General features: G+C 68.0%; 9 protein-coding genes. 6 read left to right on the top strand and 3 right to left on the bottom strand.

Annotation, left to right across the window (positions count from 1 at the left end):
- The first annotated feature begins 4 nt into the window (after window positions 1–4).
- The 3 genes from NJ1_RS29865 (at window position 5) to NJ1_RS29875 (ending at window position 5,502) form a co-directional block, all read left to right on the top strand.
- Window positions 5–1,369 (top strand): 8-oxoguanine deaminase, encoded by a 1,365-nt coding sequence (locus NJ1_RS29865; RefSeq protein ID WP_067700729.1) that lies wholly within the window; start codon window positions 5–7, stop codon window positions 1,367–1,369.
- A 336-nt stretch (window positions 1,370–1,705) separates the two neighbouring features.
- Entirely contained in the window at window positions 1,706–2,524 is an 819-nt protein-coding gene (locus tag NJ1_RS29870) for an FAD binding domain-containing protein (protein WP_067700733.1), read from the top strand.
- Complete coding sequence (locus NJ1_RS29875) at window positions 2,521–5,502, top strand: molybdopterin-dependent oxidoreductase (RefSeq protein WP_067700736.1); 2,982 nt, start codon at window positions 2,521–2,523, stop codon at window positions 5,500–5,502. Before NJ1_RS29870 ends, NJ1_RS29875 begins: the two co-directional genes overlap by 4 nt.
- A gap of 257 nt (window positions 5,503–5,759) precedes the next feature.
- On the opposite strand, the gene NJ1_RS29880 is transcribed toward NJ1_RS29875, so the two are convergent.
- On the bottom strand, window positions 5,760–6,236 hold the full coding sequence (locus NJ1_RS29880; RefSeq protein WP_067700739.1) for a DUF1772 domain-containing protein: 477 nt from the start codon (window positions 6,234–6,236) through the stop codon (window positions 5,760–5,762).
- A 202-nt stretch (window positions 6,237–6,438) separates the two neighbouring features.
- Window positions 6,439–7,563: a lipase family protein gene (locus NJ1_RS29885; protein WP_174557139.1), complete on the bottom strand. Its 1,125-nt coding sequence runs from the start codon at window positions 7,561–7,563 to the stop codon at window positions 6,439–6,441.
- Window positions 7,564–8,096: 533 nt separating this feature from the next.
- On the opposite strand from NJ1_RS29885, the gene aceA reads away from it, so the two are divergent.
- The 3 genes from aceA to metE all read left to right on the top strand — a co-directional run bounded on the left by aceA (window position 8,097) and on the right by metE (window position 13,257).
- Entirely contained in the window at window positions 8,097–9,386 is a 1,290-nt protein-coding gene (aceA, locus tag NJ1_RS29890) for an isocitrate lyase (RefSeq protein ID WP_067700918.1), read from the top strand.
- A 358-nt stretch (window positions 9,387–9,744) separates the two neighbouring features.
- A complete protein-coding gene (locus NJ1_RS29895) occupies window positions 9,745–10,632 on the top strand; it encodes a 3-hydroxybutyryl-CoA dehydrogenase (protein ID WP_067700746.1) in 888 nt (295 codons plus the stop codon).
- A gap of 306 nt (window positions 10,633–10,938) precedes the next feature.
- Window positions 10,939–13,257 carry a 5-methyltetrahydropteroyltriglutamate--homocysteine S-methyltransferase gene (gene metE / locus NJ1_RS29900; RefSeq protein WP_067700749.1) on the top strand — a complete coding sequence of 773 codons (2,319 nt, stop codon included), beginning with the start codon at window positions 10,939–10,941 and terminating at the stop codon, window positions 13,255–13,257.
- A gap of 26 nt (window positions 13,258–13,283) precedes the next feature.
- Here the strand turns inward: metE and NJ1_RS29905 are convergent, their stop codons facing one another.
- Window positions 13,284–13,541, bottom strand: coding sequence for a hypothetical protein (locus NJ1_RS29905; protein WP_067700752.1), 258 nt, complete (start codon window positions 13,539–13,541; stop codon window positions 13,284–13,286).
- Window positions 13,542–13,739 lie beyond the last annotated feature (198 nt).

Genomic DNA, 13,739 nt, shown 5'->3' on the forward strand with positions numbered 1-13,739 from the left:
CCGCATGAGCGACGACGGGGTGCTGGTGATCGAGGGTTGCGCGGTGGCCGCCGTCGACGCGGCCGGAACCGAGCACCGGAGCGGGCACGTCGTCGTTCGCGGGAATCTGATCGAGGCTCTCGGCGCGGGAGCCGCACCCGAGATCGTCGGGGCCACCCGGATCGACGGGCGGGGCTGTCTGCTCACGCCCGGGCTGGTGAACACCCACCACCACCTGTACCAGTGGGTCACGCGTGGGCTGGCCGCCGACGCCACCCTGTTCGAATGGCTGACCACGCTGTATCCGGTGTGGGCGGGCATCGACGAGGACGCCCTGCGGGTGGCCGCGACCGGCGCGCTGGCCTCGCTGGCGCGCACCGGATGCACGACCAGCACCGATCACCACTATGTGTTCCCGCGCGAGGGCGGGGATCTGCTCGGCGCGGAGATCGACGCGGCCGCGCGGGTCGGTCTGCGATTCCACCCGACCCGGGGCTCGATGGATCTGGGGCACAGCGCCGGCGGGCTGCCGCCGGATTCGGTCGTCGAGAACCTCGACGACATTCTGCGCGCCAGTGCCGATGCCGTATCCCGTTGGCACGACCGGTCTTTCGATTCCATGCTGCGGATCGGGCTCGCGCCGTGCTCGCCGTTCTCGGTGTCGGCCGATCTGCTGCGTGAATCCGCTTTCCTGGCAAGGGAACTCGGGGTGCGGATGCACACGCATGTCGCGGAGACCCTCGACGAACACCAGTACTGCCTCGACACCCACGGGTGCACCCCCGCCGAATATCTGGAGAAGCTCGGCTGGGTCGGGCCCGATGTCTGGTGGGCGCACGCCATCCACCTCGACGACAGCGCCATCGACACCATGGCCAGAACCCTGACGGGCGTGGCGCACTGCCCCACGTCCAACGGACGACTCGGCGCGGGAATCGCACGCGTCACCGACCTGCTGGCAGCCGGGGTCCGGGTCGGTCTGGGCGTGGACGGTGCGGCCAGCAACGAGTCCAGCTCGCTCATCGAGGAACCACGCAACGCGCTGCTCTTCGCGCGGTTGCGCGGGGGTCCCCGTGCCCTGTCCGTCCGCACCGCCCTCGAACTCGCGACCATCGGCGGGGCGCGGGTGCTTGGCCGCGAGAACGAGATCGGCTCTCTCGAACCCGGAAAACTCGCCGACCTGGCGCTCTGGCGGCTCGACGGTCCCGCGCACGCGGGGATCGAGGATCCGGTCGCGGCCCTGATCCTGGGTTCGGCTCCGCCCCTGGCCGCGCTGGTGGTGAACGGCCGCATCGTGGTGCGGGACGGAGAGATCCGCACCATCGACGAGGACGAGGTCGGCCGCCAGGTCGCCCGCGCACAGGCCTCGCTGGTAGCGAAGGCCCGGTAGGCGGCTCGGTCGCCGCGTCGTCCGCATCGAGGCCCGCGGCGCACCGTCGGGATTCCGCCGGAATCCGCCGTTCGACCTGTTGCAGTGGCTTCGGCGTCGCCGGTGGGAGTCCGCGCCACAGCTCGTCGATACGGTGGCGGGTGGTGTTCGTCCCCACAATGTGCTGTTCAGGGGCGTGGGGGCGTGTCGGTCGGGGAGGTCCTGAGTAAGAGTAATGAGTATGAAACAGTGCGGAGGCAGCCGCAATCTCCGCGCAACTCGGCGCTCCTATGGTGGAGGTTGCGGCCGCGACCGGATACCGGGCGTGGTCCCGCAGGTGAGAGCGGGTGAGACGGGATGGATCTGGAGACGATTCGCGAAGTGGTGACGGCGCGCGAGCGGGCCGATCTGACCGGGCTGGGAACCGGCAGCGCGGTGCTGGCCGGTGGGACCTGGCTGTACTCCGAACCGCAGGACGACCTCGAGCGACTCGTGGACATCACCGGGCTCGGGTGGACGCCGGTCGGCTGGAACGACGCCGGGCTGGAAATCGCCGCCACCTGCACACTCGCCGAGCTCGCGGATGCCTCCTATCCCGCGCGGTGGCCTGCCACCCGGCTGTTCGGCCAGGCCTGCGGGGCACTGGTGGCCTCGCACAAGATCCGCCGGGTCGCGACCGTGGGCGGCAATGTGTGCCTGGCCCTGCCCGCGGGTGCGGTGCTGGCCGCGCTGACCGCGCTGGGCGGTTCCGCGCTGGTGTGGGGAGCGGGCGGGGACGAGTGGATTCCACTGCACCGCTTCGTGGTCGGGGCCGGGGAGACCGTGCTGGGAGCGGGTGAGGTGCTGCGGGCGGTGCGGATACCGGAGCCGAACCTGCGCTCCCGCACCGCACTCCGCAAGATCGCGCTGTCGCCGACGGGGCGCTCCGGCGCGGTGGTCATGGGACGCCTCGATCGTTCCGGATTGCTGACCTTGACGCTGAGCGCCGCCACCACGAGGCCCGTCGTGCTCGAATTCCCCGACGTTCCCACCGCGGGCGAACTGTCGGCAACGCTGGCGGAGATCCACCCCGGTCTGTGGTTCGACGACCCGCACGGCGCGCCCGACTGGCGTCGCCACGTCACCGCCGTCCTCGCCGCCGAGGTCACCGCCGAACTGAGCGGAGCCCGCCCGTGAGATTCCACGTGGACGGAACCCCGGTCGACACCGACTCCCGCCCGGGTCAATGCCTGCGCACCCTGCTTCGCGAAAACGGCCACCTCGCACCGAAGAAGGGCTGCGACAGCGGCGACTGCGGCGCCTGCACCGTGCTGGTCGACGGCGCCGCCGTGCACTCCTGCGTCTACCCGGCCCATCGCGCGCAGGGCCGCGCCATCACCACCGCCACCGGCCTCGCCGACTCTGCCACCGGCGTCACAGATTCCACCCCGACGCCGCTGCAGCAGCGCTTCCTCGACAGCGCCGCCTTCCAGTGCGGCTTCTGCACCGCCGGAATGCTGGTCACCGCAACCGAACTCGCCGCCACCGATGCTCTCGACCCGGCCACCCTCGCCGACACCCTCAAGGGCAACCTCTGCCGCTGCACCGGCTACCGCTCCATCGCCGATGCCCTCGGTGCGTCCTGGCTCGCGGCGGGTGTCGAGACGATGCCCGGTGCGGCTGTTCCCGGAGACTCGGGTGACCTGCGCGCACGAACGCCGTCGTGTGCCGGTTCCGCATGTCACAGCAGCCTGTGTGACACCGGGAATCGTCCCGATGTCGTCTGTTCTTCGCCGGCGGCGGAAGCCGTGTCCATCCCGGCCTCGGCTGCTCGGTCCGGCGCTGCCGGTGCGCCGGTCGGTGCGCTCGCGGGGCGCCGAATCGTCACCGGGACAGAGCCGTTCACCATGGATATGCCGATGGATGGATCCGGGTGTGGATCGGCGGATGCGCCGCCGGAGGCCGTGCTGCACCTGCAGGTTGCACGGAGCCCGCATGCGCACGCGCGGATCGTGAGGATCGATACGGCTGCGGCGGAAGCGATTACGGGAGTGCGGGCGGTGCTGACCTACGCGGACGCGCCCGATGTGGCGTTCTCGACCGCGCGGCACCAGATCCGGGAGGACGATCCGGACGACAGCCGGGTGCTGGATCGGGTGGTGCGGTTCGCGGGGCAGCGGGTGGCGGCCGTGGTGGCCGAGTCGGCGGCGGCGGCACGGGCGGGCTGTCGGGCACTGGTGGTCGAGTACGAGGTGCTGCCCGCGGTTTTCGAGCCCGAGGAGGCTTTGCGAGCAGGTGCTCCCACGTTGCACGGGGACAAGCCCGCGGCGGCGCGGATCGCCGATGCCGGGCGCAATGTGGTCGCCGAGGTGCACGGGCGGATCGGGGACGTGACGGTCGGGTTGAGCGCGGCCGCCCATGTGGTGCAGGGGGTGTGGCAGACCCAGCGGGTGCAGCACGTGCATCTGGAGACGCACGGAAGCGTCGGATGGCTGGACCCGGACGGGCGGCTGGTGGTGCGGACCAGCACACAGGTGCCGTTCCTCGTGCGTGATGAACTGTGCCGGTTGTTCGGGCTGGACCGGGATCGGGTGCGGGTGTTCGCGGCCCGGGTCGGCGGCGGGTTCGGCGCCAAACAGGAGATGTTCACCGAGGATCTGGTGGCCTTGGCCGTACTGCGGACCGGGCGGGCGGTGCGGTACGAACTCAGCCGTTCGGACGAGTTCCTGACCACCCTGCGGCATCCCATGCGCGTGGAGGTCACCGCCGGATGCGACGCCGCCGGACGGCTCACCGCACTCGCGGTGGATGTGCTCTCCGACGCGGGTGCGTACGGAAACCACAGTGGGGGAGTGCTTTTCCACGGCACCAGCGAATCGGTGGCGCTGTACCGCTGCGCCAACAAGCGGGTCGACGGTCGCGCGGTGTACACCAACAACGTGCCCTCGGGCGCTTTCCGCGGCTACGGGCTCGGACAGGTCATCTTCGGCGTCGAATCCGCGCTCGACGAGCTCGCTCGCCGAATCGGCCTGGACCCCTTCGAATTCCGGCGGCGCAATGTGGTCCGCCTCGGCGACGACCTCATCGGCGGCTTCTGCCACCCCGAACCCGATCTCACCGTCGCCAGTTACGGCCTCGACCAGTGCCTGGACCTGGCTGAAAGGGCCCTGCGCCGAGGCAACGGCGTCCCCGCCCCCGGGCCGGACTGGCTGATCGGCGAAGGCATGGCCCCCGCCATGATCGCCACCGTCCCGCCCCGAGGCCACACCTCGACCGCCCATCTGGAGCTGCTCTCCGGTCACGGCGAACCGCTGTACGAACTTCGTGTCGGGACAGCGGAGTTCGGAAACGGCACGACCACCGTGCTGGCGCAGATCGCGGCGACCGTGCTGGGGACCGATGTGTCCCGTATCCGTATTCGGCATGCCGACACCGAGGTCACCGGGCATGACACGGGCGCGTTCGGCTCCACCGGCATCACGGTCGCCGGTCGTGCCACCCACGCCGCCGCCGAGCGGCTACGCGCGGTCCTGCTGGACCGAGCGGCCGCACTCACCGGACTGCCGCCGGACGGGTTCACCTTCGAGCCGATCGGAATCCGCTGCGGCGAAACACTTCTCACCGCCGCCGAGCTCGTTGCCGACGGTCCGCTGCGAGCCACCGCCACCCACGACGGCACCCCGCGCTCCGTCTCGTTCAACGTGCACGCCTTCCGCGTCGCGGTCCACCCGGTCACCGGCGAGGTTCGAATCCTGCAATCGATCCAGACCGCCGACGCGGGCACCGTCCTGAACCCGGCCCAGTGCCGAGGCCAGATCGAAGGCGGCGTAGCCCAGGCCATCGGCACCTCCCTCTACGAGGAAGTCCGCACCGACAACGGCGTGGTCACCACGAAAACCCTTCGTCACTACCACATCCCCCAATTCTCCGACCTCCCCTACACCGAGGTCTACTTCGCCGACACCACCGACCCCCTGGGCCCTCTCGGCGCGAAATCCATGAGCGAATCCCCCTACAACCCGGTGGCCCCCGCCCTCGCCAACGCCATCCGCGACGCCACCGGCACCCGCCCCCACACCCTCCCCATGACCGCCGACCGAATCTGGCGTCTCGTCCACGAAGCATCCGAAGTACCTGAACAACAACTGATCCCGCGAATGTCCGGACGCCAGTAACGATCACCGCAACTCGATTCGAGTCGCCGCTCGCCGCAGTGCCACCTGTAGCGAACTATCTTCTAGCGAGACATCCCCATCCTGGAACCTCTCTCGCCTTCGGCGCCGAGGCATGTGGACGCAGACGGTCGACGATCCCGGTCACAGCGGTCCGTAACCGGGTGGATGCGACCTTCATGACCGACTCGACGCCGGGTACGGCAGCGGCCCCGCATCCGGTGGATGCGGGGCCGAACTGCTGTGCGGCAGAAGCGGGTTCACATGAGGGCGAGGGCGGCGAGGAGGCCGGTGAGGGCGAGGGTTTGGAGGGCTACTCGGTAGTTGAGGATGCTTTCCCACTTGTCCTGCAGGGCGCGGGCGTTGGCGGGGGTGGTGCCGGACTGGGCGGCGGCGGTTTGGATGGTGTTGATGGGCTTGGCGATTCGCACGTAGAAGGCGAGCCAGGTGAGCAGGGCGATGAGGGCCAGGGCGGCGGCGATCGCGGCGGCGGTGTGGCCTGCGAAGGCGGCGGCCAGGACCGTGAGGACGGCGGTGATCACGCCGCCCGCGCCGAAGACCGGCATGCGCTTGTCGCCGTAGTAGTGGCCCCAGCCGGCGGAGGCGGTCACCGTGGCGTCGTCCAGCTTGCGGTAGACCGCGCGAGTGATCAGGGCGCAGGACCAGTCGGTGCCGTAGACGACCGCGTTGGCGAGGACGGCGAGAGCGGCGAGGATCTGGGCGGTGGCGGTGAGCATCGTGGTGCCTCTTTCATCGTAATCTAGCGACGCTAGGAACTGAAGCAAAGATAACAGACCTGGAACTAGATTGTCTAGCGATGCTAGGAATTGATTCGGAGGCACGCTCAGCAAGATGCCGCCGAGCCCGGGTTCGGCGTGCTGAAACGCGAAAAGCCCCGAGCGACTTCGAAAATCGCTCGGGGCTGTCGTTCGGTGCTGGTCAGTCGAAGAGGTTGTGGACGAACGGGATCGAGTCGACCAGGGAGGCATTGACAGTGCCGCTGTGGTCGGTCGGGTAGGTGTGCAGCGTCACCGGCTGGCCGTTCGCCTGTAGTCGGGCGGCGAAAGCCAGTGTCGCGGGTGTCGCCACATCGGTGTCGAACAGGCCCTGGCCCATGAAAATCGGCCTGTCGTAACCGGATTCGGGGACGCCCATGTATCGGGTGAGCAGGCCCTGCAGGTCCGGGATCTCGGCGAGCGGCCGGGAGAAGAGATTCCCGATCACCACATTCGCGGCGCTGAGCTCCTCGCCGAGGGTTTCGAGGCAGGAGGTGTTGGAGTGCTCCAGCCAGTAGCGGCCCGAATCGTTCAGGTACGACTCGATATTCAGCTCCGGGTACGTGGTGCGCAGGCCGTTCAGGATGTACAGCACGTAGCCGGTGGTGTGCGGCGGCAGCTTGACCGGCGGCACGCCGGGGCCCAGCGGCAGCATGATGTCCTCGATGTACGCGGGCACCCCGGTGCCGACCGCGCCCCGGAAATCCAGGTCCGGGCCGCCGAATTCGGTGGCATACCGGGCCGTGGTGACCGCGGCGCCGCCGCCCTGTGACTGCCCGACCACCACCCACTTGTTCGACAGCGACGAATAGTGCGAGGTCGCGGCCTTCACCGAGTCCACCACGTTGTGCGCCTCGACCACGCCGTTCAGATACGGATGGTCACCGGGCGTGCCCAGTCCCGCGTAGTCCGCCGCCACGATGGCATAGCCCTGCTTCAACCACGCGCCCAGATAGGACCAGTCCCGATCGCGCGCACCGGGACCCGCGACGGAGTACGCGCACTGATCCCCGAGCCCGACCGTGCCGTGTGCCCAGCCGATCACCGGCCAGCCGCCCGCCGGCGGCTCGCCGGGCGGGAAGTAGACGGCGGCGCTCGCTGTCGCGGGCTGATCGCGCGCGGTGGTGCTGGAGTAGAGGAAGCGCTCGGAATTCACCGATCCGGGCGGGGTTGCCTCGCCGGGCAGGGGCTCGATCGAGGTGACGACGCCCGTGCCGCCGGCGGGCGCCGCGGCGGCGAAGGGCGCCCCCGTCAGCGTCGCCATCGATGTCACGGCCATGGCCGCCATGCAGATCCAGCGCTGTCGCATCGGCTACTCCCGGGTTGGTCGTCCGAATGCCCACGGCTGATTTGGACATTCGTTCAGTCGGCTGGTGATCAGGTTAAGGCTCGACCGAACAGTCTGCTCTGAGGACCCCGGTGGCCGGTCTCACATTCATCAAGATCACAATCGAATGTGAAGGTGCTCACAGAACTCGGGTCACCGGCGCGTCGGCTCCCGGTGGCGGCAATCACGCTAACAGTACGGGCGTTATGCAAAACTGCACGTCAGCACTACTGGCAAGTAGATTCCACCGCTGCTATTCGCAAGCAAATTTCGCAGGGTTAGCAGAAAGCTCGCGAAAGCTAGCGGTGATTCACACTTGCAACAGGTAGACGGACATTTTTTGTTGTGCCATCGTGTGGAAGTACACCTCGTGGGCCTAGCAAGTCTGCAAATTGCCGCTCCAGCAGTGTTCGAATGCACGAGCTCCTCAAAACAGCCCGGCACGCGTTCGACCAATGGGGCCAACCGACCGAGATCAGGAAGTGGAGTCACAGATGTCGACCATCGGCACCCCGAAGACCGCTGCGGAAATCCAGCAGGATTGGGACACCAATCCCCGTTGGAAGGGCATCACCCGTAGCTACACCGCCGAGCAGGTTGTGAAGCTGCAGGGCACCGTCGTCGAGGAGCACACGCTCGCTCGCCGCGGCGCCGAGATCCTCTGGAATCTCGTCAACAACGAGGACTACATCAACTCGCTGGGCGCCCTGACCGGCAACCAGGCCGTGCAGCAGGTTCGCGCCGGCCTGAAGGCCATCTACCTGTCCGGTTGGCAGGTCGCCGGTGACGCCAACCTGTCCGGCCACACCTACCCGGACCAGTCGCTGTACCCGGCCAACTCGGTGCCGTCCGTCGTGCGTCGCATCAACAACGCGCTGCTGCGTGCCGACGAGATCGCCAAGGTCGAGGGTGACGACTCCGTCGCCAACTGGCTGGCCCCGATCGTCGCCGACGCCGAGGCCGGCTTCGGTGGCGCCCTGAACGCCTACGAGCTGCAGAAGGCCATGATCGCGGCCGGCGCCGCGGGCGTGCACTGGGAGGACCAGCTCGCCTCGGAGAAGAAGTGCGGCCACCTCGGTGGCAAGGTGCTGATCCCCACCCAGCAGCACATCCGCACCCTGACCTCCGCGCGTCTGGCCTCCGATGTCGCCGGCGTCCCGTCGGTCATCATCGCCCGCACCGACGCCGAGGCCGCCACCCTCATCACCTCCGATGTGGACGAGCGCGACCGTGAGTTCCTGGACGGCACCCGTACCGCCGAGGGCTTCTTCGGTGTGAAGAACGGCATCGAGCCCTGCATCGCGCGTGCCAAGGCCTACGCCCCGTACTCCGACCTCATCTGGATGGAGACCGGCGTGCCGGACCTCGAGGTCGCGCGCAAGTTCTCCGAGGCCGTCCGCAGCGAGTTCCCGGACCAGCTGCTGGCCTACAACTGCTCGCCTTCGTTCAACTGGAAGGCGCACCTGGACGACGCGACCATCGCGAAGTTCCAGCGTGAGCTCGGCGCGATGGGCTTCAAGTTCCAGTTCATCACCCTGGCCGGCTTCCACTCGCTCAACTACGGCATGTTCGACCTGGCGCACGGCTACGCTCGCGAGGGCATGACCGCGTTCGTCGACCTGCAGGAGCGCGAGTTCAAGGCTGCCGCCGAGCGTGGCTTCACCGCCGTCAAGCACCAGCGTGAGGTCGGCGCCGGCTACTTCGACAACATCGCCACCACGGTCGACCCCAACACCAGCACCGCTGCGCTGAAGGGTTCCACCGAAGAGGGCCAGTTCCACTGAGCTGGACCACCTCTCCGCGAATTCAGCGTCCGGCTGTAGAGCCGTTCACCGCTGGGAACGCGTAGTGCGGTCGGGTACGCAACCGATTTCGGACGTACCCGGCGAGTTACCCCGACCTCACGAAATCAGTTGTCGCTTTTGATAACTGATCCGCGAGGTCAACCCCGGGGCGGTAGTCGCATCACACCTTCTCACCGCCCCGGGGTTCCCGCCCTCTCCGTCGACAGCCCCGGCGGGGAGGGCATTTTCCTATCGTGTCGATCAGCTTCGATATGAAGACCTTACGAAGGCGCAGGGTCACATCCATCCGACGCCTTCACCCACAGCCAGACGGCCAACAACCAGCAGGAGCGGGACCGTGAGCAGCGAAAAGATTCAGCGCGTCGGAATTATCGGCGCCGGACAGATGGGCGCGGGTATCGCGGAGGTCTGTGCCCGGGCACACGTCGATGTGCTCGTGTTCGAACAGACCCGTGAGCTCGCCGCCGCCGGTCGCGCCCGCATTCTGCGGTCGCTGGATCGCGCGGTGTCCAGTGGCAAGATCTCCGAGCGTGAGCGCGAGCAGACCGCCTGGCGGCTGCGCTTCACCTCCGATCTCGCCGACTTCGCCGACCGCCAGCTCGTGGTCGAGGCCGTGGTCGAGCGCGAAGACGTGAAGAACGCCATCTTCAGCGAGCTCGACAAGGTCGTCACCGACCCGAACGCGGTGCTGGCCTCCAACACCTCCTCCATCCCGATCATGAAGATCGCCGTGGCCACCAACAACCCCGAGCGGGTCGTGGGTCTGCACTTCTTCAACCCGGTGCCGGTGCTGCCGCTCGTCGAGCTGGTCACCACGCTCAAGACCAGCGAGGCCGTCACCACGCGCGCCGAGCAGTTCGCCGCCGACGTGCTCGGCAAGCAGGTCGTGCGCTCCGCCGACCGCTCCGGCTTCGTGGTCAACGCGCTGCTGGTGCCGTACCTGCTCTCGGCCATCCGCATGGTCGAATCCGGTTTCGCCACCAAGGAAGACGTCGACAAGGCCATGGTGCTCGGCTGCGCCCACCCGATGGGGCCGCTGGCGCTGACCGACCTCGTCGGCCTCGACACCGTGAAGTCCATCGCCGACTCCATGTACTCCGAATTCAAGGAGCCGCTGTACTCCGCCCCGCCGCTGCTGATGCGTATGGTCGAGGCCGGCCTGCTCGGCAAGAAGACCGGCGCGGGGTTCTACCAGTACAACTCCCCGGCCGCTGCGCGCAAGTAGCGCACGCCGAGTGCCGTTGTCCGTCGTGCACGGTGGACAACGGCGCCGATTCCGGTCGTCCTCGGCACGTTGTCCCGCTCTCACGAGCTCGGTTGTCGCTCTCGCACAACCGAAACTCGCGGCGGGACTGGCACCCGGGTACGGGATTGTTGAACCCGGCAGGGGCCTAAGCTGCAAATTAGGGCCGGTGACACCGGCCGGCCCACCCGGGCGGACGCGAGTTCGCTCGTCTCAGGGCGCAAACTGTGCGGCGCTCGCCTTCCTGGAGAGCGCCGCACAGGTGACAAGAGGAGGAGTGGCGCGCTCATGGCCAATGTCACCGATGGCTTCGGATCCAGCATTCTGGGCTATCCCCGTATCGGACTGCACCGGGAACTCAAGCGGGCTCTCGAATCCTATTGGCACGGCACGCTGTCTCGCGACGAGCTGATCGCCGTCGGCCGGGACATCCAGGAGACCCAGTACCTCCAGTTGGCGGCCACCGGCCTCACCCAGGTGCCGGGCAACACCTTCTCCTTCTACGACCACATCCTCGACAACGCGCTGCTGTTCGGTGCGGTGCCGAAGCGGTTCGAGGCGGAACGAGAAGGTCTGCACCCCCTCGACTTCTACTTCCTGATGGCGCGCGGCCGGCCGGATCTGCCGCCGCTGGAACTGGTTCGGCTGCTCAACACCGCCTACCACTACCGGCAGCCCGAGCTCGACGCCGACACCGAATTCTCCCTGCACCCCGAGGCCCTGCTCGACGAGTTCGACCGCGCGAAGAGCGCGGGCATCGAACTGCGTCCGGTGGTGCTCGGCCCGCTGTCACTGCTGCTGCTGTCCAAGACCGGCCATGTTCCCGGTGAGACCGAATTCGACAAGCTGAAGCTGCTCGACAAGCTGCTGCCGGTCTACGAGGAACTGTTCGAGGTTCTGGCCAAGCGCGGCGCGACCTGCGTGCAGCTGGACGAGCCCTGTTTCACCAGCGACCGCTCGCCCTCCACCCTCGAACTCTTCGAGAAGGCCTACGAGCGACTATCCAAGGCGCCACTGCGCCCGCGCCTGCTGGTCACCGGACAGTACGGCGACTTCGGTGAGGCCCTCGAGATCCTGGCCCGCACCAAGGTCGAGGCCATCGGCCTGGACCTCGCCAATCACCGGATCAGCCCCGAAGAGCTCGCGAAGATCCCGGGTATCAGCCGCAAGCGGCTGTACGCCGGCGTCGTCAGCGGCACCAATGTGTGGCGCGTGGACCGCAATCGCGCGCTGGAATACCTGAACGAGCTCGCGAAGGTGTGCCCCGACATGGTGGTGTCCACCGGCACCACGCTGCTGCACGTTCCGCAGGACCTGCTCGTCGAATACGACCTCGACGCCAATGTCGCGGACCGCCTCGCCTTCGCGAAACAGAAGGTGCTGGAAGTGGTTTCGCTGGCCACGGCGCTCACCGAGGGAGCCTCGGAGAAGTGGCGGCGTCCGCCCCGCGAGGTGCACTTCAAGCTCAAGCACGCGGTGCGGCAACGGGTTTACGCCATCACCCCGCAGATGCGCGAGCGCGAACCCTACGAGACCCGCCGGATCGCGCAGCAGGCCAGGCTGAATCTGCCGCTGGTGCCCGCCACCACGCTGGGCTCGTTCCCGCAGACCACCGCGGTCCGCCAGGCCCGCTACGACCTGGGGCAGGGCAAGCTCTCCTACGAGGAGTACCGCAAGCGCATCGAAGCCGAGATCGAGTCGACCATCCGGCTCCAGGAGGACATCGGCCTGGACGTGTTCGTGCACGGCGAGCACGAGCGCAACGACATGATCCAGTTCTTCGCGGAGCAGCTGGACGGCTTCGCCACCACCCACTTCGGCTGGGTGCAGGTGTACGGATCCCGTTGCGTGCGACCGCCGATCGTGTACGGCGACGTGTCCCGTCCCGAGGCCATGTCGGTGGAATGGACCACCTATGCCCAGTCGCTGACCGACAAGCCGGTCAAGGGCATGGTCACCGGACCCGTCACCATGCTGGCGCGCTCCTTCGTGCGCCAGGATCAGCCGCTCTACGAGACGGCGGATCAGGTGGCCCTGGTGATCCGGGACGAGGTCGTGGATCTGGAGAAGGCGGGCATCGCCATCATCCAGGTGGACGAGCCGTCCATTCGCGAGCTGCTGCCGTTGCGGGCCAAGGGGCAGGCCGAATATCTGCGCTGGGCGGTCGGCGCGTTCAAGCTGGCCACCTCCGGCGTCAAGGCCGACACCCAGATCCACACGCACATCGGCTATTCCAGCCGTGAGGACGTGGTGAACGCGATCGACGAACTCGATGCCGACGTGACCGCCATCGTCGCCACCCGGTCCATCGAATGGGTGCTCAACTCGCTGAAGGAGGACTGCGCCGAGGGGCACGGTCTCACCCACGGCGTCGGCCCCGGTGTGTACGAGAGTCGCTCGGCGCGCATCCCGGACATCGACGAGCTGGATGAATTGCTCACCGCCGCAGCGGAAGCCGTGACTCCGGAGCGACTCTGGGCCAACCCGGACGGCGGGCTCAAGACCCGTCACCACTGGCAGCTGGACCCGTCGCTGCGCAATATGGTCGCCGCCGCGCGCCGCGTGCGCCGCCGGGCGCTCGCGGCCCGGGAATCGGTGGGCGAGTAGACGATACGAGGGACGGTCGGGGCTGACTACCAGTTCCGGCCGCCACCGCCGTTGCCGCCACCGCCGTGGCTGTCGCCGCGATCGCTGCCGTGATCGCGCTGCCAGTCGCTGCGGTAGTGGTTCCAGCAGTAGTCCCAGTCGAAGCCGGCGCTGCTGCGGTCGCAGTAGTAGTGGTAGCCGCGATCGTTGTGCTGCTGCTCGGCATTGGCGAGTCCCGCGCCCGCGGGGAGGATGAACGCGGCCGCGGCGGCGATGGTGACGAGGCGGGTGGCGATGATCGACATCTGATGGCTCCTGATGCTCTCCGGGACCGTCTGTCGTTCCCGATGCAAGCAATAGTGCTGGTCGGCGCCGTGATTCTCTGTCAGCCGTTCGACAGTGCGAGTGTATCCGCGCCGACACTTCCGGCGGGCGGCTCGTGCCGCCCGAGAAGCGTGAGCCGGTCGCTGTTCCACAGGGGCTGTGGATGATTGGGGACTACT

It is taken from the genome of Nocardia jejuensis NBRC 103114 (assembly GCF_001613145.1).
Taxonomy (GTDB): domain Bacteria; phylum Actinomycetota; class Actinomycetes; order Mycobacteriales; family Mycobacteriaceae; genus Nocardia; species Nocardia jejuensis.